Here is a 22,022-nt window from a genome sequence, read left to right on the forward strand (position 1 = left end):
TGACCCATGTCCGAGACCACCCAGAGCGGCCGCCTGATCGTCCAGGCCCAGCACACCTACAAGCAGACGTATTATCCGTCTGAAGGCTCCGGGAAGATCCAGGGGCTATCAGGCGACCTTGTTCAGGAAGTGCCGGTGGCCATCCGCATGGGCGCGGCCGAGGACTATCCAGTCGTCGCGAAGCTTCTCTACGGCGAGGGCAACGAAACGCATATCGAGGTCCGCCAGGGCCCCGATGGCTTCTACCGGACGCTGCTTGCTCCCGACGAGGTGCCGACACCGTGCAATGTCGAGCAGCTGCGCTTCGGCTTGATGGGGGAGTATTACTGGGTCGACGATCCCGTCACCGGCCGGCCGAAGACCAATCGGGACCCAGCGCCGCGCGCCGAACGCACCGTCCCGCCGGATTGGACCATCCGCAAGTTCGGGGACAACCAGAAAGCCGATGCGGAGGCTTCCTTCCGTCGCAAGTTGGAGCGGATCATCGTCATCGACGATATGGCCTATGTGCGCTGCACCGAGCCCAGGATCGTGTTGCGCATGATGGCCGACTCCGTGCGGATCACCTACTCGATGACCGACATCATTCCTGGCGAGCAGCCGGTGACGCGCCTCGACGGGGACGACAACGAGATCTTCGGGCCAACCGTCATCAAGGCATTCCAGTACGGCCAGAACAAGAGCGAGCGTAAGCTCGGCGATCGCTCAGACCTCGAGGCGGATTGGCGGATCTTCCCGCTGGGGCGCTTCGAGTGCGCGCGCAAGTTCGCGCTAGCCCTGGCAACCGAGCTCGGCCAGTTCGCACGGGCTCGTCCGGACCTGGTCACCGAGGTCGACACGAGCGTCTTTCCCGACACCTCCCGGATGGAGTTCAAGAAGATCGACATCCAGGTGATGACCCGAACCATCGGCAACAAGGCAAACGACCTGCCGGACGACATCATCGACATGTGGCAGGAAGCCCGCAGGGAGGCCTACAGCGACAATCCCGATCTCTCGGTGGCTCTGGACGCCGTCGTTGCGATCAGGGACACCTGTGCGGCCCGAAACCTGCAGTCGCCGATCAGCGGCCGGGACGCGAAGCTACTGCTGCGCTGGACCGAAATCGAGCGCGAGCTCGCCATGCGCCCGATCGAGGCGCCCGAACTGGCCGGCCTTACGCTCTGAGCGCGAAGGCGCCTGTGGGTCGAACATTCGGGTTAGTGGAACCCTGCAGGCGCTGTGACAGCCACGCGGCCATCTCCAAGCCGCGCTGCATACGCTGCTTCCCGTTGCCGTTGAGATAGGCGTTCGGCGCGTCCGCAACGACGCGGCGGATGAGATCGGCCAGCTCCGGAGATGCCTCGTCCGGCTTGGTTTGGGCACTGAAATATTCGAAATAAGCGTCGAGGTAGTCGACCGTGTAGTTGTAAAGGTAGCGATCCGGGACGCTCTCGAAGATCGCCCTGGCGGTCTGGACGAGCGCCATCTCCTCCACATCGAAATCCTGGCACCCCTCGATGAGGATCTCCGGCCGGTTGACGGGCAGGAAGCGCACATCGGTGCCGATGAGCTTCAGCATGTCGTCGAGCCCTTCCCACTGATCCGCCTTCAGGAGGAAAGCGGGGCAGGGTGCCTTGTCGCATTCGGTCACCGTGACCTTCACAGTGCCGTCCTCGACCGGGTTCAACGAGATGACCGGGCCAAGGCTCGGAACATAGATCTGCCCGTCGATCATCTTGAGGGTCGCAGCATAGCGCTGGGTGGCGGCAACGGCGTCAGGCCGCATTGCCGCATCCGTGGAGCGAAAGCGCTTCTCCAGCTCGCCGGCCTCGTGAACGCGAGGCGTCTCGGTCAAAAGCTTGCGCATCGCCGGCGTGATCAATGGGTTGTCGGCGACGAAAGGCTGTTCGGGCGGCTGAACCGGAGCCAGCAGGATCCCATCGCAGAAGCGCCAGATCGTGCGGCCGGCGTCGGTAGAAGCCACGATAGCCTCTGGCGCGAGGCCGGGTGCGACCTCGGGGATATGCACCGGGACCATTTCGCCGATGAGCGTACGCACCTTGTTCCGGGCCCGGGCGGGAACGGCCATGGCTTCGTAGACAGCGGGAAGTTCGGTGATCATCGTCATCGTCCGGGAAAAGAGAGCCCGGGCTCGGGCTGAGGATAGTGGCGCTCGACGGAGAGACCGGAGATGGGCGGGTGCTTTGGCGCATCGGCTGGATCAGGTTTCCGGCCAATATTTGCGATCAGCAGCTCAAGCCCACCGTCGAGCGAGGGAGCGTCATGAACGATGACCATCCTGATTCCACGATATCCGGTGATTTGCCAGCCGAGGCCACCCATGGCACCGCGATACGGTTTGAGCTCTCGATTGCAGCTCGCATGGATCCAGCGCCAGCCGAGCTTGGGATGGACGCCAAGGTAGGTCAGGTCGTCGTCACGCGATGTCGAGCAATGCAGCTCCCAACCGTCGATCAAGAGCTTGCGGTCGCGGTTCATATGCCAGCTGACGAGCTGCTGCGCGCAGCCTTTGCGACTGGTCCGGCCGTAGCCGGATATGACGGAAGTGTCGGTTAGGGAGACCCCCAGAACATCCGGCTTCTTCATCCAGCAGACCACCGGCTTGCGCTGGCCGATATAGCTTCGTTCCGCCCGCCAGATCTCACCAATGCGGCAGCCATCGAGCGAAACCGCCCATCGCGCCGTCTCGGTGAAGTCGCGATAGGCCTCGCCTTCGACTGGGATGCTATCAAGGATGGGCTCAGGGAGCGCGCTGGTGGACATCTCTTCCATGGTGGTCACATGCCCAGCCCGAAGCCCTCAAGCCCGTCCTCGGGCTTCGGAGCAAGCTCGCGATAAATGGCGTATGCGGCTCGGATCGGATCCAGCGGCTTGAGCCGGTAGTCATGCTGATCGGAGAAGGGATGGAGCTCCATCGTCTCCAGCGCTCGATCGAGCAAGTGAGTGAGAACCTCCTGGTCGTAATCGGCGACATCGTCGAACACGGCATTGCGCGATCTCAGGCCATTCTTGACCTCGATTGGATCCATCCCCTCCAGCTCAGCGAAGAACCGGCGCAGCGCGTGTCCGGCGCGAACGCGCTCCCGGGGCGCCGACGTGAGGCGTTGATGCGTGAAGACCTCCATCAGGCCGCGGGCAAAGATGCGCCCCGTGCAGAAGCGTGCGGTATCTTCGAGCGGGAAGGCCGCTGCGGCATCCAGGGGAACGATGGTCGCGTTCGACCCTGCAGCCCAACCCGTCTCAAGGCAGAACCGATGCGCAGCTTCGCCATCGATGGTCGCAAAGACAGGCCGCCAGCTCGGGTTCCGGTTCTGGTCGAAGTCCTTGGTGAAGATCGGTCGCTCGTCCGCCCAGCAGACCAGGCGATGTCCAGTCGGCGAAGCCTGGAACAGGGGGCCGACGGAGCGGCAGTGGATTTCGCCGTCGATCGCTAGGAAGTTTGAGGCGCATCGCGCGATTTCAGCCTCCGGGAGGGCGGCGGCCGCGCCTCGTGTGGTGAGCGGAGGCTCGCGATGCCAGCCATAATGTGACGTGGCTTCGACGATGTGCCACTCGGCGGCCTCACGCATGGAAGCTAGGAGCGGCAACTGGGCGATGATGGTTCCAGCGAGCGCCCGGTCGGCACTAACGTATTGGAGCTCGGGCGGGCGATGGTATCGCGCCGAGACTGGGATGTTCGTCGCCAGGAGCGGCCGCCACAGGCTTCCCTCGTAGGCCTTCCAGATGATGGGAAGGCGCCCATCGCCCGGGTTGCCGGCATAGGCGTTCTGGACCTCCTTGCGGGAGACCTCGGGGATCTTGACCATCGTGGTCGTGAGATCGATCCCGTGCACGCCGCGCTGGCGCACCATCTGGACGGTGTGGATCTTCGCCGGCAGCATCTTCAAAGTCCTGGCCTGGGCAACGCCAACGCATCCTCGGGGAGGAGATCGGGCAGCGCCTGGGAATATCTCTGGTACCAAACGGGATCACGCCGAAAGCTGGCGGAGACGAAATCCCGATTGAGATCACGAAGGCCGAGATGGCGACCTTCCGCCGCAAAATCGGCAAGGACGTCTTTTTCATCTCGCCTGCCAGCAACGTCGACGAGAAGCGCGTCAGGCGCCCGACAGGCAACGTGATAAACGCCGGTGGCGCCGCGATCGGTGACCTCGCACACACCGACGAGAGGCCAGCCGGTGAGATCGTGAACAACAAGCGCCAGCACTGAGCACATCCCCCGCATGCCCAGCGTCTTCAGTTCATCGATACCTATCTCGGCCGCCATGGTGGGAGCTCACATGCGCGGTGCGGGCGCGTCCTCGACGGGCGCCAGGAAGCCGCTCTCGCGCAGGCCGCGGCGCGTCCAGTCATCGACGCTGCTGATATCGAAATCCGCGGCCGTTTCGTCGACGAGGTCGGCGATGACATCGCCGCGCTCGACGGCTCGTTCGCAGTCGCCCTCGAAATCGTTCCAGCAGTACTGGTCCGACGCGTAGAGCTGACAGGCCGCATGATAGACCCGCGCAGTCGAGAGATTGTCATCGGCACGATGCTCGTGCACCTCGAAGCCGAAATCTGCAGTCAGGTCGCCGGCCTTGCCGACGAGGGCATCACCGATCTCTGCGATCGTGCGATGGCTACCCTTCGAGACGCGATCGATCTGGAAATCCAGGTCGCCATGGGCGCGCGCGATATAGAGCTGGGTCGCAGCGCGAAGCAGGTTGTGGTCGGTGTAGTTCGGCAGCGGCTTGGTCGGGTCGATTGCGAGACGCATGGGGATTCTCCTTCGGCTCGGAATCTACCGAGGGATCTTGCAAGCCACGAAGGCGATCAAAGACGGGGTGCCATCGAGGGATTTAGATCGGCCGCAGCAAGTCCCTCATCGGTTACCGCCGCGGTCATGCCATCGCGGCGGACCCAGCCCACGCGCTCCAACATGCTGAATTCCGTGGCGCCGCTGACGATCCCGCCAGCCGAGGCTTGCAGATTATTGCGGTGGTAGGCGAGACGAATACCGCTCTCGGCCGCCGCGGACACGAAGCGCCGACGCGGCGCGCTCATCTTCATCGAGGCGACGAAGGTGGTGTGCCAGGCTTCCTTGCGTAGGATTGCGCAGGCCAGAACGGCTTCCTGAAAGGCCCGAAGCGTGCGGATGACTTCGGCGTCGTTGTTCAGCGGCCGCGAGACGAAGCAGTGTTCTTGGGGGTCGTAGCGCGTGTCCGGCGGCGCCAACTCGGCATAGCGATCGCGGACCGTCGGATCGTTCCCTTCATGGCCGTCGGCAACGCTCACCACCATCCCGTCTCGCTCGTAGGAGACGATCCCCGGTCCAATCCGGACCCAGTTCGATGCGAACCCATAGATTTCGAAGCCAGCGACTTTGCCGGCCGCGCGGAGCGATGAGGTCCGCCTCGAGGCTTCGGCGTCAGCCTCACGTCGCCGGGCTTGAAGCGCATCCATGGCCGCTGCCTGGGCGGTCGACTCGTAATGGACCTGGTCGTGACCGATCTGGCGAACCGCGCTCTCGACGTCGAGCGCTGGCGGCCGCGGCTCATCCAGGCGCAGGACCACGACAGTGCGGTTGGAGCGCTGATCTGCTCCGGGCTGCCACGTCCAGGCAAGCGTGTTGCGCGATCCTGCCAGCTCCAACCCGGCGACGAACGCGCCGGCCGTATCGGACGAGCGGAAGGTGTGCAATTCGACCTGGCAATCGGGCAGGGCCGAGACGTCCTCAACTTCCGCACCCGACTGCACAGAGAGACCGGTATCCGTCGCGGGTGAAAGGAAAATGCGCATGTCAGCTCGCAGCCCGGATGTCGCCAGTACGGGTGCAGAGGACGCCGGTGGCGCACGCGCGCCAGAGCAGGGTATCGATCGTAGCAACCCGGAACCCCGTCACTGCAGCGAGGTCCTCGCAAAGCGCCTGCGGCTCCTTCCCCCAGAGCTGACCGAGGCGCACAAGGTGGACGTCGGGCTTCGCAACCTGCTCGCCAAAGTTCTTGCCGAGGTGGAAGACGGTCGTCGGTCCGATCCACGGAATGGCCCTCAGGAAAGCCATTCGGTCATCGGACGCCAGGAAGTCCTTGTAGAGCTGCGCCCGGGTCTGCCAGATCGTGTCGATCGCCGCGGCCTTCGCCTTGTGGCCGAAGACATCTGCTGCCGAGTTGCCGGCCTGTAGCGCCCATTTGACGCCATCGAAGATCTTCTGAGCGACCGTGAACCGCATGCCGCTGTTGCAGATGACGAAGATCGTCTCCAGCGCGAAGGCCTCGGGATCTTGGGGCGGCTGGATGTTCTCGGCCCAGCCGATATCACCGTCGGCCCAGCCTGCCGCGCGCAGATTGGCGACGAGGAGTTGAAACTGGTCTGCCGTGAGCATGGATCGATTCCCTGAATCATCAGAGGATCCACGGAAGGCGTGAAAATTAAAAGGATCCCGCTCCGGGGGAGCACCCCATCCACGCCTTTACGAGACACTCATCTTGCGACGTTGTCCGACTGCATGCTTAGTCCCTGATACAGTTTCACGCTCACCAATCGCAGGTCGAAGAATGCTCAGGAAGTCCAAGGTCAACTCCCCCCTGTTGTTTTTGGCTATCGCCATCGGAGTACTGGGAGCCAGCTTAATCTACGCCGGGCCGAAATTCGCGCAGTGGGAACGAGAGGCTCAGACCAATAAGCCCGCTGAGGCAACCCGTTAGTTCACTCCGCCAGCGACATTACGTTGCTCGGATGAACAACGTTCCATGGTCGAGATGGGCCGAACGTAGCGGGGAGATGGAGGCTGATTACGGCTTCCCCCTCCCGCTCGATATTCCAGCCTATCGACCAGCGACCCTCGGCGCTTGGCGCATCGATGCCCGTCGCGGCGGTCTCTCGTCTTCCTATGTAGCGACCCATGCGATCGAGCACCCGCACCACGTTCTCTCTCGCGAGGGTGTGCCCTGGATGGCGAGCTCGCTCCTGGAGATCGAGAGCCATGCCTGGCACCTCCACCAGGCAAGGGGCATCGTGGTCGTCGCCGGACTGGGCATGGCGTTGTTCGCGCACGCGGCCGCGGCCAAGCCCGAAGTCGAGCGGGTCATCGTTGCCGAGATCGACCCGGACGTCATCGAGCTCGTGACTGGGGCGATAGCTCTCAGCCCCAAGGTCCACATCGTCTGCTGCGATGCCGGCTCGGACGAATTTCGGGCCTCCATCCGCGCCAGGATCGGAGCTCGGCAGGTCGATTATCTCTTTGCCGACATTTGGCCAGTCTATCCAGAGCCCGAGGCGCCGGCGTGGTCGGCATCTCTCGTCGAACGCCTGAGGCCGCGGCAAGCGGGATGGTGGGGCCAGGAGGCTGAGATGGCCGTGCGTGCCTATTCCGGCGACCTGGACCTTGAGGCGGCTGCCATGACGGCTGCGCTCGCCTCGCTGGGCGTCCCGTGCGAGGCCACAGAGGGCTATGCGATGTTCTGCCGGGACGTCGCCGCGGCGCACGACCTCGAACTGGCTCAGCGGCCGTCTATGGGGATCTGAGCGGCGGCGCGCTGCTGATCAGCGTGATCACGCAGGGACGCGGTTTCGAGATTTCGCGATAGGGACTATATTTCGCGGATGATGGTGGCAACGCTACAGAGCAGAAAGATTGCGGAGGCCTCTCGTCGCAAGAATGCGGCGGCGGGCGTTATGGACAGGTTGCGTGCATATGCCATCACGGAAGGCGGCCGCTTCATCGTCTTCGGCTCGTCAGCTTCCGGCGGAATGCGTTACGACAGCGATATCGATGTCCTGGTAGATTTCCCTCCCGAGAAATCGGCTGCGGCCATTGTCTATGTGGAGGACATTTGCGCGGAGCACGCCATCCCCGCGGACATCCTCGATGTTGCAACGACGAAGGAGGCGTTCGTGCAGCGAGCGCGAGCAAATGGGCTGTGCCTACCATGACTGATGCCAGGTGGGTTGAGGTTGAGGACGATTTGGCGTCGGCCTGCAAACATTTCGGGAACGCCGCCCGTCTTTACGACGAAGGCGGGTTCGAGGACGAAGGGCTTAGCGGATACAAGTCCGAAATGGCCCTCCAGCACGCGATGCAGTCGGCGCATACCTCACTGGAGGGGGCTCTGAAGCGCATCTTGGAAATTCTAGGCGAAGAGCTACCCAGCGGAGCCAACTCGCATGCTGACCTGATAAAGCGCGTGACTCGCTCGCTTGAATTGGAAGGTCACCAACGTCCGGCCATCCTTTCGGGAAGCGTCGCCCATGACGTGGATGAATCCAGGCGTTTCAGGCACCGGGCCACTCATGACTACGATAACTTCGAACCGGATCGCGCCTTACCGGCGATCGAAGCTGCAAGGCGCCTGGCTGAAAGCCTCGGTCCCGCCATCGAAGCCTTCAAGGCCGTGATTGACCCACCGTCGACCGGTTATAAGCGCTAGATTTCTAGCACTTGGTTGGACGGGTCGTAGCGACCGTGGCGGTTGGCTCACATGGCAAGAGCGTGAGCGACCAATGCGGGATCAGTCATCTCAACCCTGACAGGGTTGCCTCTCCAGTTGTCGGGCTCGATGCTCACATGACGGTTCTCCAGGTGAGCCGCGGCGTCATCGGCTAGGCGATCGGAGAGTGGGTCCTTGAGCGATGACGTGTCGACGATGATCGCGACCTCCTTGATCTCCCCGAGGTCCATCTGACGGCGCATGATGCGCTGGGCATCGGTTGCGAGCAGCAAAGCAATCGTTCGAGAGATGTCGTCGAAGAGCGCCGGCGCCGGGCTGGAGGTTCCGACCATTTCCGCTCTCTCAAGCCGGGCGACGACCTGAACGCCGTCATCGCCATCAACGATCGAGCGATGAAGAACCACGCTGGTTCCAGCACCCAAGCGCTCAACCTTGAGAAGGACTCGATCTCGACCATCGACCTTCTTGTTCAGAGCCTTGGGTGTCCACTCGGCGTCGGAGCCGTCCCCTGCGAGCATCACCTTCAATCCATCGGGGAACGAAGGGAAGAGCGGTTCTGCGATCTCCCAGTTCCCGAAGATGTCATAGGGTGAAACCCTCTCGGGCCCGTCGTACGAGTAAAGCCAGCGAGCATGCATTGGCCGCACCGGATCGGGGCTGAGGTCAGGAAGCTGTCTCGGGGCGGGCGTCCCTTCTGCTCGACCTTCCGATTTCGGATGTTGAGGCAGGATGGGATCATTCACCCTGCCTCGGGACCGGTCGTAAATCAGCTGGCACGGCGCGCCGATGGACTCCAGGTCGCCGGTGCCGGTCTGAACTCCGGACAGGAGGGGATGCCGTCGCTCGCCGAAGATTGCCTTCTTCATGAGCCATTCCTCGCCGCTGAATAGCAGGGAGCCGTGCTGCGCCGGGATCTCGCCTCGCTTCTGGAGCACCTCTTCAACGCGCTCCTGCATGAGGTAATAGCTTTTGTCGTAGGGAGGGCGCCTGCTGGTGGATAGCGCGATATCGACATCGCCGACCGTGTCCTCGCCCCGCATAGCGCTCCCGAACAACCAGACATGGTCGATGAACAGGAAGCCGTCGGGATCCGAGTTATAGGCGTTGATGCGCTCAAGCAGATTGTCGATATGCATGCGCGCCCGGGCGATCGGCGTTCGGGTCCGCGCCTTGCCGACCGCGATCGACTCACCCCCTTTCGTCAGCTGGTAGCCGCGCCGAGAGGCTTCGATGAGATTGCGGTCGAGGAGTTCCTCGAACAGGATCGCGCGTTCACGGACGTTGGGCCCGGCACCCTTCAGCTGCGCGAACGCTCCTGCAGACCCAGTCTTCCAGATAGATTGCAGGCCGGCCTTGATCGCACTCGCCTTAAAGCCGGCGAAGCGCATATCCCTCGGAAGTGTCACGCCCATGAATCCCGAATCCTATCCTTAATGGATCAAGGATAGGGTGAATTGCGCATGGAACAATTCGGTGCCCTATGCGGATTTTGCCCTCAGACGCGCCGCATTCCGCCGAGCGCGCTTAGCCTCCGCCGCCGATAACGCGACATTGATCCGAGCTTCTTCGGCCACGGCGCGCGCCGCCCTGACGCCCGGCGGATCATGCTCTGGCCGATGCACGTACGGTCGACGAGGAAGGCTCCGCGCTCGGGGCAGATGATCGAGAAGATCGAGCATCCGATGAGCGACATCGAGAAGATGGATTGGGCGCGTCATTGAGGCAGCGGTTCGTCCGGTTGAAAGGGTCAGGAAATGCTTTCCGGCCGAGGAGAAACCTCCTCTAGGAGTCGAAGGAACTACGGACCCGGCGACATTTCGCTTGAGGAACAGACGTACCAATCCATGTTCATACGCCGGATCTCGGCGGTCGGACCGGACCATTCAGCCGGCTCGATCGACACGAGACGCTCTTCCAACGCGAAAGCCATGTCGCTGGCGATCATGCAGCGCAGATCGTCCTCAATGCCGGAGCAATCGATCACGATCGAAACTCCCTTAGTTGAGCCAGAATCCATCTGGCGACGAAGAACGCGTTGAGCGTCGGCAGCAACCAGGATTGCAGCGATTTTCCCGTGATCTTCGTAAAGCTCCTGTGCCGGGTGGACCGTATTGATCAACTCGGGCGACTCGAATCTCGCCATGACGCGAACGCCCGTCTCGTCCTCCACAATCGTCCGGTTAAGGACGACGCTCGTTCCCGCAGAGCCTTCGTCACCATCCTTCAAGAGGAGAACCCGGTCTCTTCCGTCCAGGACGCCACTTTCCAGAGCGTGGGGCCGCCACCCGGGCCAATGAGCTAGGTCTTCATCAAACAGCAATCTCATTTTCCTCGGTCGTTCAACGTAGAGGCGCTTCGCGTCCTCCCAGCTCCCGAAAATCGAGTAGGCCGAGACGACCGTGAGAACGTCGTACCCACCAATCCAATGAGCATCCATCGGGCGCAAAGGATCAGGCGTCAGATCCGGAAGCTGTTGCGGCTCGGGCGCGTTGTCGCGCCGCCCTTCCGACGCAGGATGACGCGGAAGAACGGGGTCGTTCACTCGTCCACCACGCATACGATCAAACAGCAGCTGGCATGGCGCGCCAAGTGTCTCAAGATCGCGGGTTCCATCTTGGACGCCTGATAGAAGGGGATGTCGCCGCCGCCCGAAGATTGCACGGTTCATCAGCCAATCCTCGCCGCTGAAAAACAGGGAGCTGCGCCTCCTCGGGCGGTCCTCATGCTTTCGAACGGCCTCTCGAACCCGCTGCCGCATCTGCTCCCAGTTGCCTTCATCAACCGGCCGTCGGCTGGTGGAAATCGCCATGTCGATGTCGCCGACGGTAGCCTCTCCGCGCATAACGCTTCCGAAAACCCATACTTGGTCGACATAGAGGAACGCTTCAGGGTCCGCGTTGTAGGCCTCGATTCTCGCGAGAAAGGATTCAATCTCGGTTTGCGCCCTGGCGATTGGGGTTCGAGCACGGCCATTGCCGGTGGCTACCGCCTTGCCTGCTTCCGTCAGGTAGTAGAAGTCTTCCCCACGTTCGATCAGCTTGCGATCTAAAAGTTCCTCGAAAAGCATGGCCCGGTCCCGATAGCCCGTGCCGACACTCTTGAGGTGGAGAAAGGCGAGGGGAGATCCAGTTTTATCGATCGACTGGAGACCTCCCTTAATCGCGCTCACATTGAACGAGGCGAAGCGCATGTTCTTGGGAAGGGTGACACCCATGGTTGCGGCCTTAATCCGGAAGATTACCAACTAATAGCGATGCGACACCGTTGCGGATCAGCGTCACGTTGTGCCAGCCTCTGAGCACTCGAAGGCGCTCCCAAGCAGCTTGCGGAATCGGGGATCGGCGTCGACTTGGTGCTGGAACGGCCAGGCGCCCCAGGGCTGCTCGTGGTCGACGGTAGGGTAGAAAAGCGCGCCTCCGCGCATCGTCCGACGATGAGCCTCGACCAGCCCGTTCGCGTTGGCGATCTGGTGTCGCACGCTCTCGGGCACGCCCTTGGCGTTGTGGCGATATACCCACTGGGCGCCGATGCAGAGGTCACAGGTGCCGTGCCCAGCGGGCGCATCGCACCAGGCCTGCATCACCTCGCCCCAGCCATGGCAGAGGGCGCAGACCTCGACGGTGTCTGGGAGCTTCAGATTGTTCGTCATGGCGCAGCTCGCAGCGCTGCACCGGCTGCGCGCCGCGCCAGCTCGCTTACGAGAGGCTCGACCGCAACCCAGGCAGGGCACTCGTCCTCATCCCAGCATTCGCGAACGCGAACGAAAAGGTCCGCTGCCTCGTCTGCATTCGCGGCCTTCGCGAAAAGCTCGATGATATCGAAGCAGCGATCGAAGACCTCGATCTCGCGCTTCCAATAGGAGATGTCGTCGCCGCGCCTGTTGGCGTTGCCCATCTCGCTCACGAGGGAGCTCCGCCAGACACGTCGATGCGTGACGAAGTCGAGGAGGTCGAAGGCCGGCTTCAGCCCAACGACGCGTCCTGCGGCCGCTTTGCCGGTCAGCGCGGCATCGATCTCCTCGCAAAAGATGTCGGTGAACGGGCGGGAGCGGGGAAATCCGTCGCCGCCTTCCCACACGTCCGAACCCAGGGCGGTCGTGTCGCCCTTGCGGACGTTCAGCACGAAGTGGATGCGGCGCAGGAGAGCAGCGGTATCGCTATCAAGTGGAGGAGCACCGGCGCCGGCCGAAGACTCGTCCGCCCGGACGAGAGGCGCCCGCAGATCCTCCAGGACGTGATCCAACATCTGGTGCGACGCGTTCTTCCTCGGCAGGTCCTCGATCCAGGAGATCGCCTGAGCCAGGGCGTCGTGAGCCGAGATCGGCTTAGCCGTCGCCGGCGGGAGGGAGGGCAGCCGCTTCTGCGCAAAGAGCTGGGCAATCCGGGAAGCGGCAGCATACTCGTCGACGCCGGCTTCGCGGATGATCTGCGCGATCTCTTCCTCGGTGGGCGTGGTGGTCGAAACGTCAGACGTCATTGGATGATCCTTGGAGCAGGGCGTCACGCAGCGGTCGCTTTCAGAGGCTTGCCGTTCAGCCGCCACTTGATAACCGCATCGAGGTCGATGGCGCCGCCGGGAGCAGTGCCAGCCGCGGCGTAGGCGCCGATGACGATGTCAGCGAGGGAGCGAGCAAAATCGCTGTCCGCGTCCGCCGGCGGAGGTGGCTTGAGCGGGACGATGAAAGGCAGGACTTTCTGACGGTACTGCAGCAATGCCCTGCCGAGATCCTGCTCGTCGCGGACATCGCGTTGTCGGAATACCGGAAGCTGTCACGAAAGCGGCGGAAATAGTCCTCGTATTCGAGCGTACCCCTGACCCAGAGGCGCCATTCCAGATGTCGATCATTGAGGTCAGGGGCGGCCTGGTAGGCTTCCTCCAGCGCGGGGCGTGCCTCCCACCAGACGCCCAGATTTGGCTCCCGAAATGCCAAAGAGCTGCGGATGTGGGCTTCAAACTTGCCCCAGGGACGCCAGTTGTCCGTCAGAACAGGCGCCTCGATGATCTCGCCGTGCGTCCGGGCAATCACCTGGTAGGCCTCTTCGCCGATCGCAACCGTGTCGCCAAGCGGCAAGGGCAGGTCTGTGAGGCCGAGGCGATCCGCATCGCGCTTCGGGCAGATATGCCACCGCCATGAGTGGATCGTGGTGATCGACGGTGGGCGCACTCCAAGCTTCAGGCATCTTTCGGAAACGCGGGCGTAGATGTCTTTGGTTAGAAGGCCGGCCTGACGTCCCGGAACGAGCTCTTTCCAGATCTCGTCCACGACTGCCTGCGGGAGCGTCCGCTTGCCAGGTTTACCCACCGGGAGAGCGCGAGCTCGCGCAGCCTGAAAGCGGCGCTGCGCAGCTCGGTGTTCGAGATCCACGCCGTCATCGCCGGCCGTCAAAGCGCGCTGCCCGACCTCGATGAGATAGGTCCGAAGCTGCTTGATGCGCCAAGCGGGAACTGTGGACCCGAACCCGCTCACTCAAAGCCCCTGATGCTGGAGCTTGATGGCCGTCGGACAGCCAGGCGTCTTCCTGGCCTTGCCCCGGCTGTCGAGATCCCCGGGCTGATCGCCGCGAGCCAGCGTGCCGGCGAACCAGCTCCAGTCCAGGGCCGCCGCACCCGTTCCGCGGCGCGTGAGCTCGCGCAGGTAACGGCGAAGCGCCCGCGGCGTGTAGAGGCCATCGGGAAGCCTCTTGGCGAAGGTTGCCTCGCCGATGAAGGCCACAACGCCAACCGCTTCGACATTGGGGCCCACACGCTCCTGGAGCGCCTCCACGACCGGATAGTTCTGACGGAGCGGGTTCGGGATCCGCGACGAGACGCCGTCGCGCTCAACGAGCCAGGTCGGTTCGTGAGCCAGACCGGTGATCTTGCCTCGCAACAACGCGTGCTGGATCACCACGACGGTATCGCCCGCGAGGACGATGTAGTCGACGACCTTCACGCCGCCGGCGTAGGGCAGGTATACATTGTGCACCACCTGAAGCCCGAGGCTGTCGACGATCTTCCAGACGATCATCGGGCCGTAGCCCGTCCAAAGGTCGCGAAACAGATACGCGACGGCGCTTGCAATCAGGAACAGCATGATCGCGAGCGTTTGCCAGTGGGTTTCCAGGACCTGCACCAGGCTAATCAGAAACGCGTTCATTGGAACTCCTACTCGGGACGGGCGTCGGCGCGAGCCAGAGCATCGATTTCGTGCAGCGCAGCGCGCGCGACGAGCCAGTTGACAGCGCGGCGAGGTTTGGTGGCCATCTCAGCTGCGGCCTCTGCGAGCGCGGTCGAGCGATCCGCAGTGTCCGGAGCGCCTGCACCCCAAGCGATGGCGTTCAACGCGTCGCTCGCGAGCGAGAGAGCCAAGTTCGGGCGCGGGTGGGTGCTGAAGGGCGAGGGCTCTGACGTTCCCCCTGACTTAGCCGCGATCATGTCGCGGAGAACCTCCTCGGCGGAGCGGGGATCTCGCGGCTTCAGCAGCTCTTCCTCATGCTCAGTCAGGATCTCGGCGACGTTCGGGCCCTCGTGCTCGAAGTCCCGCGGGTCGTAGAGCCCGCGCTCTTGCAGCCAACCGAGCACATCGTTCGCGATCTCCTCGTGAGCGAGTGCGCGCTGCGCGTTGATCTCGTCGGCCGGCGTCGGCGCAGACGCAGACAGTAGCGAGCGAATCCCTTCACCCAGCTGCCCGATCCGAGCTTCTGTCGCATCCCGATCATAGGAAGCGGGATCCCTGCCCACGAGGCCGAGCGCTTCGTCTTCGAGCTTCGCGAACAGGCTCGCTAAGCGGTCGGCCCACCGCGCGGCGATCGCTTCCCCGTCACCGGTGGGGACGAGGGCAGGGCTCTGATGATCTGAATCAGCCATGGAACTCAGCCTTTCCCGCCGGCGCCGTTGGCAGTTGCGAGGTGCGCCTGAACCACAGCGACATCGACGTAAGGCAGCGGGAGATGACCATCAGGCTTAGCCGCTGCCGGCGCCGCGTTGGCTTTCGCGATCGGGAAACTCGAATTCCCGCGGCGGCGACCTGGCGCGCGCCGGGCGAGCCCCAGCCGATTTGCCTTGCCGATGACGACATTCTTCGTGATGCCGCCGAACTCGTCCGCGATCTTCGTCGCGCTCGCGCCGGTGTCCCAATGCGACCTGAGCTTCGCGACCCGCTCCGGGGTCCAGTAATCCTGAGCCATCGATGGACCAATCACGCAATTCTTAAGGATGCCATCGATAATGCGGGGTCGAGGCGCCCCGGAACAAGGATTGAATCACCCCAATCCACCAAGTTGAGAGCTCTGAGTTAAGACGACTTCCGAGCCGCGCGTTCGCGGCCGGAACAGGATTTCGCTATCTCTCCCCCTGTATGGGGATGGCGGCACTCGGGATGGTCTGCTTAGATGACCATGGGGAAGCAGCGCCGACCCGCTCTTCTCCCAATTCGAGGTCGAACAGGGATTGGGGACAACATGATTTCGAGGGCGAAAATCAGCCTGTTATGCGCCGTTTCCTCGCTTTGCATCGCGGGGGCGGCGCTCGCGCAAGATGGCAAGCCGAAGGAAGTTCCGTCTTCCAGCGTCGTGAGTGACGCCAAGGAGGTGAGGGAGTCCGTGGCACTGATCGGCCTTACCCCAGAATTCGTGGTGTCGGGGGATGTCCTTTACGACAGCTATTTCGTCGGCGCCGACGTCATCCGTTTCAAGCCGGGCGCAAAGCTGATCTTCAGCGACAAGGCGCTCAAGGTCCGCAACAACCTGATCTTCGCAGCCAAGACCATCGTGAACGAGGATCAATCAAAGCCGGGCATCATCACCTGGTCCCGGGGCGAGGGCCCCGCAGCCAGTCCTCCTCACTCCGGGCAGGCGCCAGGAGGACCTCATGGGAATTCTGACGGAGAATCCGGCGGCCCTGGATCCAACGGAGCTCCCGGCAATCCAGGGCTTACCGGGCAGTCCGCGCCGAATTTGACGGTGTTTATGCTCTCGGCCGAAGGCGCTCCCCCGATCGTCGACCTCCGAGGGCAGCGCGGCGGCAAGGGCGGGACCGGGCAGCAGGGAGGTGATGGAGGCGTCGGTCGCCAGGGCGCCCCCGCGAGTGCAAGCGCAGTCGGATGCAAGTCGGGCGCCGGGCGCGGCGGTAACGGAGGAGCCGGCGGAACTGGCGGTCAGGGTGGCAGAGGCGGCGTAGGAGGGAAAGGCGGGACGTTCACGATCGTGTCCCTGCCCACCGCGTTCCCCGCGCTGATATCGCTCGTTCGCGCCGATGTTGCAGGGGGCGAAGGTGGAGATGGTGGCGAAGGCGGCGCTCTCGGGAAGGGCGGGCCTGAAGGCTCTCAGGGAGCAAAGGCGCTCCCATACTGCAAGGATGAGCCGGGACGTCGTGGAAAACGCGGCGTCGATGGCGCCAAGGGCAGTATAGGGCTGCAGGGAGGTGGCGGACTAACGGGCGACATCAACTACACAACGCTGTCGCGTGAGGCCTTCAATCAGCTCTACGGGATCAAGTAAGGAAAGGCCCCGCGGGGAAACGGTTCTTCCCCGCGGGTAACCGCCTATTTGAAGCGGTATTCGTACATCACGCCGCCGGAGCTGTTGACCGTGCTCCCTCGGGAGTTATCCGGAATGTACTGCCCGGAGCCGCCCGTACTATAGCCACCCGAGGTGTTCTGGTTGCTGTAGGTGCCGACGGAGGAATTCCCCGACGAGTACCGCGGATTGTAGTCTGTTCGGCTTTGCGGGGTGTTGCCGCTCGACTGCGCGAGCGCCGCAGAACTCAGAATGCCAAGCAGGAAGACCAGTGCACAACGCATAGCAGCCTCCACAATGCCGGAAATTCGGCAGCGGACGCAGCGTAAGCTTGCTGTTGCTCGTCGGCAAGAACCTCCTAGCTGGTCGCCGGAGTCCACACCTCGACGACACGCGTCTCGATGACGGATCCGGGCGGCGCGAAGGCGATGAGCCATTCGGTCGCTGCGGTGTCAGCTTCCTTGGGTGTGGACCACAAGCCGGTGCTCCGCTTCCAGCTATAGGGAGGCAGACTGCTGATCCGCTTCCGCCGGCGCTCAAAGGAGAAGCTCAGCCTGGTATTCTCTGGTTCCATCAGTCACCGATCCCGTTGCCGGGGCAGCCCGGCCGCACAATTTGGCGCCACGCTGTCATCATCGTCCTAGGCGCCGAGCCGCTTGGAGATATCGGCCAAGCTCGTGCTGTAGTCCGGGTCGGCAACCTGCTTCGCGAAGTCGGGATGACAGGGCGCGACGGGATAGCAGAGGTCGCGCTTCCAACCCTCATGATACTCGTCGATATCGATCAGAATCCCGTTGACGCACTCAACGTCCTGGCCGAAGCGGTTGTCGAGAAAGCCGTTCTGGCAATGAGGGCAAGGCATCAGCGCAGGCCCTCCAACCAGGAATGGGCCTTCTGGGCTTCGCGCAGCTGGCCGACCTTCGAGGCTAGATCGTTGTCGGTCGCCTCCTGGATGAGATGCTCCTGCAGGTTCTCATCATAGGCGAGCAGGTCAGGCTCCTCCTCGTATTCCCCGAGCAGATAGCGGACACGATCGGCAGTGTAACGCACCCGGTCCTTATACTCGGACCGATCGAGGGTGATGCCGTCCCAGATGCGACCGCCCTTCGGCATCAGCACCGCCGTCCAGTTCGTTTTTCCGTTGCTCTCCGGCATCGGCCCGAACCAGACGGTGAGCGGGTTCTGCGGCTTGCCCTCGGGCTGGTGGTTGCCGGCAGCCGTTTGGTGGGACGAGGTGTCGGTGGAGGCGGCCGCGAACATCGGGGCATTCCTTGATGAGAGATCGAAGTCGATGGCTTGACACTGATGTGGGGCGAGCCTGCGAACAAGGATAGACCGGGCTCAATCCACGGATAGTGCCGCGCTACCTCCAAGAATCGCGATAACGATCAAGCGTTGCAGCCGTCTGGCCTCGACACTTTCAAGGAAACGGAGGACAATTCCGCGATCAAGGACCCTGTCCTTCAAGGAATCGTGGACCAGCCATGGCAACCGGCAAGAGCGACGACATCAACTACGGCCGCGAAGCTGCTGAGGGCATCAAGGATGCCGTTCAGGAGACGATCATCGGCAAGGGCGAATGGAAGCGCTCAAAGCTGGGCTATCTTTTCGGCTTCTCGTCGCTGAAGCGAAACGTCGGGGGCGTCGCTCAGCACGGCCGGACTTCGTTCTGGCGCTGGAATTTCTTCAAGGTCGGCGCGTTCCGCCATGACGACCAAGGCGTCGCAGTCGAGGAAGAGGTGACGGACGCTCACCTGCGCTTCCGGGCTGCGATGGAGGCCAACGGCCGGACCCTAACCGAGGTTAATCGCTCGGTCGACAACACCTATCGCCAGTTCTGGCTCTTCACCTCGCTGTTCGTGCTCGCCTTCGCTTGGGGGCTGGGCAGCCTGATTGCCACCGGCGTCGGCCGGGGCATCTTCATGGTCACCGACGTTCTCTTCCGCTTCGCTCTCCTGCCGATCCTGGCGGCGCTGGTGCTGCGCGCCGGCTTCACGAACTGGCTATTCCGCCGCCGGCGCCTTGACGGCCTCAGTGACTACCTTCGCTCGGGCGAGTTCCTCCCGACGAAGGCGCCGCGCGCGCCGGCACCTGTTCCGGTGAAGACCAAGAAGACCGCTGGTTCCCCGCGGTCGACCGCGGCCATCGTGCTGCTGCTCGGTGCCGCGCTGCTGATCGCTGTCTTCCCCGACGCGGTGCTCGCCCAGGCCACGAACACCTCGGGCACGGTCAATCCCAACGACATCTTCCAGACCAAGTCGCAGCCCGACCTGTTCATGCGTCTGCTGGCCTATGTGATCCCGGACGCCGGCCCGGTCGGCACTCCGGACATCGGTATGCAGGGCTGGCACTCGGCCGTGAAGAACGGCTTTATGGCGTTCTGCGGTACTCTGCTCTTCATCGGCTCGGCAATGGCGGGCTGGCACATCACCACCGGCCTGGTGGCGAGCGCGCGCGAAGGCAAGGCCCTCGGCAGCAACTATCACGAGGTCTGGGCCCCGATGCGCGTCGTCGTCGGCTACGGCATGCTGGTGCCGGCGATGAAGGGTCTCTGCGCAGCGCAGATCCTGGTGCTCTACCTGATCTCCTGGGGCGGGAACCTCGCCAACCTGGTCTGGAACCCCTACATCGACACCATCACCGCCGGCACGATCCCGGGCATGCAGCAGCAGGTCCAGGACACCGTGAAGATGGGCAACGCCGCAAACGCGACAGCCGCCGTGAAGGCGATCTTCGAAAAGACGCTCTGCGCGGAGATCGTCAACCTCGGCAACACGCGCCTCGGCGTTCAAAACGCCCAGATCTCGGTCCCGCCGTCCTGGACCACCGTCTCGAACCCCAACCACTACATGTGGTCGAGCCAGTCGGTGCCGAAAAACATCCAGACGATGGATTACGGCCCGGTCTGCGGGATGATCTCCCTTGAGGTTCTCGCAGTGAGCCTCAACACCCCTGAGATCAGCAACACCAAGGCGATGCTCGACGCCAAGAAGCAGGCGATCACCGAGATCGCGAACAACAGCGAGCTCAAGAACCTCGCGAAGACGGCGGCTCAGACGTATTTCACCAATCAAGGCAGCGGCGAGCAGTCCTCGAGGGCGTTCTCGTCGGAATCCAATCCCGACCAGTACACGAACCTCTTCACCCAGGCGATCAACACCTATGTCACCGCGGTCAGCAACGCCGTGGGGCAGGCGATGCAGTCGACGGACCCCAACACTGCGAACGAGATCACGCAGCTGCGCGAGCAGGCCAAGAAGGATGGCTGGGCGGCAGCCGGCGTCTATTACCTGACGCTGGCTCGTATCCAGGCCCGGGTCTATGCGGCCGCGACCGAGGGGCTGCAGATCGGCGGCGTCTCCGGTACGCGCACCAACGGTCAGTCCGCCTTCATCACCGATGCGCTCGTCGGTACCAAGGAAAGCCCGGGCGCGCTGACCCAGTTCGGCGACTGGTGGGACACGAAGAACCGGCAGATCACCAACACGGCGATGGGAACCGCCAGCCAGGCCGCGAGCGAGACCAACTCGAACGCGCTGAGCTGGGTACTGAACCAGGTCTTCGGCGGCTTCGCGAACTGGTTCAACAGCCGCTCGGACAGCACGCAGGTGATCATCAACCCGATGGGTGACACCATCAGCTATGGCAACAAGCTGCTGGTCGGTGCGCAGGCGGCGATTGTCTCGGGCGCGCTGATGAGCGGCACCATCGAGGCCGGCAACTCCAACATTCTCGGCAAGGGCCTGAATTGGCTCACCGGCGCCGGCGCGGGCCTCAAGGGCGTCTTCGGCTTCTTGACGCCGTTCGTGACCATGTTGACGATCGCAATCCTGGCCGCGGGAGCGATCCAGGCCTTCGTGATCCCCATGATTCCCTACATTATGTCGGTGTTCTTCATCGCCGGCATGATGACGCTCGTCGTTGAAGGCCTTGCCGCGGCGCCGCTGTGGGCCTTCTTCCACATCCGAATGGATGGGCAGGAGTTCGTCGATCAGGTGCAGAAGCCGGGCTACATGATCGCCTTCAATCTGATCCTGCGGCCGGTCCTCATGATCTTCGGGATTATCCTTTCCTACGTCGTGTTCGGGGCCCTGCTGTGGTTCGTGAACACGACCTTCATCCCGGCCTCGAACGCGCTCTCGCAGTCGTCCTCGATCGGCTTCATCGGCATGTTCGTGATGATCGTGTTGATGAGCTACATCGACTTCCAGATCGCGGTGCGCTCGTTCCAGCTGATCACCCACATCCCGGAGCGCGTGACCCGCTGGTTCGGCCAGAACGGCGACAACCTCGGCGACGAGCATGACTCGCAGCAGGCAACCCGCGTCTTCGTCGGCGGCATGGAGCATCGTGTGTCCACGATGGCTACGGGTGTCGGGAACGCGAACATGATGAAGGGGGCTGGCCGGGGCTCCTCACTGAGCCCCAAGGGGGGAGGCGGCAAGGAAAAGCCGCAAATCCAGGGGCAGCAGCCTGCAAAGGGATAATAAAAAAGGGGGCCTCAGCGGGCCCCCTTTTCCGTTACCGAACTTTCTCACGAAGCTTCTCCGGATCCCGGATCCCTTTCGCTTTCGCGAATTTATCGAAGGAATCAACGTAGACACGGGCAATCTTCGACTCGGGACGGCCATCCGCGAAGGTACGGCCGGTCTTCTGGAAGAGAGGCGAATTCGGAGCGACGCGACGAAGCTCAGCAAGGAGCGCGTCGACCTGCGCGTCGAGAGCAAGGCGGGTCACCTGCTCCACGAGAAGGGCGCCCTTGTACTCCGCAATGGTCTGGTCTTTCTGCGCGATGGTCTGCTCGCCATCGGCAACCACCTGTGCGATCGCGTCACGAGCGCCGATAACAGTACCCATCTGGGCAAAATCAACCACGAACGAACCTCACAAACAAACCAAGTTGATGCCCTCTTCTACGACGGCGGCAGACGAGTGTCAAGAACAAATGCAAGGATAGACGAAGGAGTCCTTGCAGTCAGGGAATCTGGACAGCGGTAGCGCCGCGTCAATGCTTTGAATTTGATGGATTGGAAAAAGGATTCATATCTGAGCGCAGCTTTCTGCGCCGATAGGTCATCATGCAGGTCGCAAATAGTGG

At 62.8% G+C, this 22,022-nt stretch carries 25 protein-coding genes; 6 read left to right on the plus strand and 19 right to left on the minus strand.

What is annotated here, in order from left to right:
• The first annotated feature begins 6 nt into the window (after window positions 1-6).
• Window positions 7-1,167 (plus strand): hypothetical protein, encoded by a 1,161-nt coding sequence (locus ACODTJ_RS09895; protein WP_488848417.1) that lies wholly within the window; start codon window positions 7-9, stop codon window positions 1,165-1,167.
• On the opposite strand, the gene ACODTJ_RS09900 is transcribed toward ACODTJ_RS09895, so the two are convergent.
• The 7 genes from ACODTJ_RS09900 to ACODTJ_RS09930 are packed head-to-tail and all read right to left on the minus strand — an operon-like array spanning window position 1,157 to window position 6,364.
• Window positions 1,157-2,104: a hypothetical protein gene (locus tag ACODTJ_RS09900; protein WP_488848419.1), complete on the minus strand. Its 948-nt coding sequence runs from the start codon at window positions 2,102-2,104 to the stop codon at window positions 1,157-1,159. The genes ACODTJ_RS09895 and ACODTJ_RS09900 overlap by 11 nt on opposite strands.
• Window positions 2,105-2,106: 2 nt before the next feature.
• Window positions 2,107-2,775 carry a hypothetical protein gene (locus ACODTJ_RS09905; protein WP_488848421.1) on the minus strand — a complete coding sequence of 223 codons (669 nt, stop codon included), beginning with the start codon at window positions 2,773-2,775 and terminating at the stop codon, window positions 2,107-2,109.
• A gap of 5 nt (window positions 2,776-2,780) precedes the next feature.
• The gene (locus ACODTJ_RS09910) at window positions 2,781-3,884 is read right to left on the minus strand and encodes a hypothetical protein (RefSeq protein ID WP_488848423.1); all 1,104 of its coding nucleotides are present in this window, start codon (window positions 3,882-3,884) and stop codon (window positions 2,781-2,783) included.
• A 2-nt stretch (window positions 3,885-3,886) separates the two neighbouring features.
• Window positions 3,887-4,270 carry a hypothetical protein gene (locus ACODTJ_RS09915; RefSeq protein ID WP_488848425.1) on the minus strand — a complete coding sequence of 128 codons (384 nt, stop codon included), beginning with the start codon at window positions 4,268-4,270 and terminating at the stop codon, window positions 3,887-3,889.
• 9 nt (window positions 4,271-4,279) lie between these two features.
• Entirely contained in the window at window positions 4,280-4,759 is a 480-nt protein-coding gene (locus ACODTJ_RS09920) for a hypothetical protein (RefSeq protein ID WP_488848427.1), read from the minus strand.
• A gap of 56 nt (window positions 4,760-4,815) precedes the next feature.
• On the minus strand, window positions 4,816-5,781 hold the full coding sequence (locus ACODTJ_RS09925) for a hypothetical protein (RefSeq protein WP_488848429.1): 966 nt from the start codon (window positions 5,779-5,781) through the stop codon (window positions 4,816-4,818).
• A gap of 1 nt (window position 5,782) precedes the next feature.
• Complete coding sequence (locus tag ACODTJ_RS09930) at window positions 5,783-6,364, minus strand: hypothetical protein (RefSeq protein ID WP_488848430.1); 582 nt, start codon at window positions 6,362-6,364, stop codon at window positions 5,783-5,785.
• A gap of 569 nt (window positions 6,365-6,933) precedes the next feature.
• Here ACODTJ_RS09930 and ACODTJ_RS09935 point away from each other — a divergent pair.
• The 3 genes from ACODTJ_RS09935 (at window position 6,934) to ACODTJ_RS09945 (ending at window position 8,408) form a co-directional block, all read left to right on the plus strand.
• Complete coding sequence (locus tag ACODTJ_RS09935; RefSeq protein WP_488848432.1) at window positions 6,934-7,506, plus strand: hypothetical protein; 573 nt, start codon at window positions 6,934-6,936, stop codon at window positions 7,504-7,506.
• Window positions 7,507-7,584: 78 nt separating this feature from the next.
• Window positions 7,585-7,914, plus strand: coding sequence for a nucleotidyltransferase family protein (locus ACODTJ_RS09940; protein ID WP_488848434.1), 330 nt, complete (start codon window positions 7,585-7,587; stop codon window positions 7,912-7,914).
• Window positions 7,911-8,408 carry a ribonuclease toxin HepT-like protein gene (locus ACODTJ_RS09945; RefSeq protein ID WP_488848436.1) on the plus strand — a complete coding sequence of 166 codons (498 nt, stop codon included), beginning with the start codon at window positions 7,911-7,913 and terminating at the stop codon, window positions 8,406-8,408. The genes ACODTJ_RS09940 and ACODTJ_RS09945 overlap by 4 nt, the downstream gene beginning before the upstream one ends.
• 47 nt (window positions 8,409-8,455) lie before the next feature.
• Here the strand turns inward: ACODTJ_RS09945 and ACODTJ_RS09950 are convergent, their stop codons facing one another.
• From ACODTJ_RS09950 to ACODTJ_RS09985, 8 genes are all read right to left on the minus strand, one after another.
• Window positions 8,456-9,841 carry a hypothetical protein gene (locus ACODTJ_RS09950; protein ID WP_488848438.1) on the minus strand — a complete coding sequence of 462 codons (1,386 nt, stop codon included), beginning with the start codon at window positions 9,839-9,841 and terminating at the stop codon, window positions 8,456-8,458.
• Between the two features lie 386 nt (window positions 9,842-10,227).
• Window positions 10,228-11,643: a hypothetical protein gene (locus ACODTJ_RS09955; RefSeq protein ID WP_488848441.1), complete on the minus strand. Its 1,416-nt coding sequence runs from the start codon at window positions 11,641-11,643 to the stop codon at window positions 10,228-10,230.
• Between the two features lie 63 nt (window positions 11,644-11,706).
• Window positions 11,707-12,078: a hypothetical protein gene (locus tag ACODTJ_RS09960; RefSeq protein WP_488848443.1), complete on the minus strand. Its 372-nt coding sequence runs from the start codon at window positions 12,076-12,078 to the stop codon at window positions 11,707-11,709.
• The gene (locus ACODTJ_RS09965; RefSeq protein WP_488848444.1) at window positions 12,075-12,905 is read right to left on the minus strand and encodes a hypothetical protein; all 831 of its coding nucleotides are present in this window, start codon (window positions 12,903-12,905) and stop codon (window positions 12,075-12,077) included. The genes ACODTJ_RS09960 and ACODTJ_RS09965 overlap by 4 nt, the downstream gene beginning before the upstream one ends.
• A gap of 55 nt (window positions 12,906-12,960) precedes the next feature.
• The gene (locus tag ACODTJ_RS09970; protein ID WP_488848446.1) at window positions 12,961-13,896 is read right to left on the minus strand and encodes a glycosyltransferase family protein; all 936 of its coding nucleotides are present in this window, start codon (window positions 13,894-13,896) and stop codon (window positions 12,961-12,963) included.
• A complete protein-coding gene (locus tag ACODTJ_RS09975; RefSeq protein WP_488848447.1) occupies window positions 13,897-14,565 on the minus strand; it encodes a nuclease-related domain-containing protein in 669 nt (222 codons plus the stop codon).
• A gap of 8 nt (window positions 14,566-14,573) precedes the next feature.
• Window positions 14,574-15,275 (minus strand): hypothetical protein, encoded by a 702-nt coding sequence (locus ACODTJ_RS09980; RefSeq protein ID WP_488848449.1) that lies wholly within the window; start codon window positions 15,273-15,275, stop codon window positions 14,574-14,576.
• A gap of 5 nt (window positions 15,276-15,280) precedes the next feature.
• Window positions 15,281-15,595: a GcrA family cell cycle regulator gene (locus ACODTJ_RS09985; RefSeq protein ID WP_488848451.1), complete on the minus strand. Its 315-nt coding sequence runs from the start codon at window positions 15,593-15,595 to the stop codon at window positions 15,281-15,283.
• 273 nt (window positions 15,596-15,868) lie between these two features.
• On the opposite strand from ACODTJ_RS09985, the gene ACODTJ_RS09990 reads away from it, so the two are divergent.
• Entirely contained in the window at window positions 15,869-16,906 is a 1,038-nt protein-coding gene (locus tag ACODTJ_RS09990) for a hypothetical protein (RefSeq protein ID WP_488848452.1), read from the plus strand.
• A 44-nt stretch (window positions 16,907-16,950) separates the two neighbouring features.
• Here the strand turns inward: ACODTJ_RS09990 and ACODTJ_RS09995 are convergent, their stop codons facing one another.
• The 3 genes from ACODTJ_RS09995 to ACODTJ_RS10005 all read right to left on the minus strand — a co-directional run bounded on the left by ACODTJ_RS09995 (window position 16,951) and on the right by ACODTJ_RS10005 (window position 18,184).
• Window positions 16,951-17,208 carry a hypothetical protein gene (locus ACODTJ_RS09995; protein WP_488848454.1) on the minus strand — a complete coding sequence of 86 codons (258 nt, stop codon included), beginning with the start codon at window positions 17,206-17,208 and terminating at the stop codon, window positions 16,951-16,953.
• A gap of 356 nt (window positions 17,209-17,564) precedes the next feature.
• Window positions 17,565-17,786: a hypothetical protein gene (locus ACODTJ_RS10000; RefSeq protein WP_488848456.1), complete on the minus strand. Its 222-nt coding sequence runs from the start codon at window positions 17,784-17,786 to the stop codon at window positions 17,565-17,567.
• Window positions 17,786-18,184: a hypothetical protein gene (locus ACODTJ_RS10005; protein ID WP_488848457.1), complete on the minus strand. Its 399-nt coding sequence runs from the start codon at window positions 18,182-18,184 to the stop codon at window positions 17,786-17,788. Before ACODTJ_RS10005 ends, ACODTJ_RS10000 begins: the two co-directional genes overlap by 1 nt.
• Before the next feature lie 224 nt (window positions 18,185-18,408).
• Between ACODTJ_RS10005 and ACODTJ_RS10010 the strand changes: the two genes are divergently transcribed.
• Window positions 18,409-21,411 carry a DotA/TraY family protein gene (locus ACODTJ_RS10010; protein WP_488848458.1) on the plus strand — a complete coding sequence of 1,001 codons (3,003 nt, stop codon included), beginning with the start codon at window positions 18,409-18,411 and terminating at the stop codon, window positions 21,409-21,411.
• 34 nt (window positions 21,412-21,445) lie between these two features.
• On the opposite strand, the gene ACODTJ_RS10015 is transcribed toward ACODTJ_RS10010, so the two are convergent.
• Entirely contained in the window at window positions 21,446-21,799 is a 354-nt protein-coding gene (locus ACODTJ_RS10015) for a hypothetical protein (protein ID WP_488848459.1), read from the minus strand.
• Window positions 21,800-22,022 lie beyond the last annotated feature (223 nt).

The organism is Allobosea sp. FG18 (assembly GCF_057809495.1).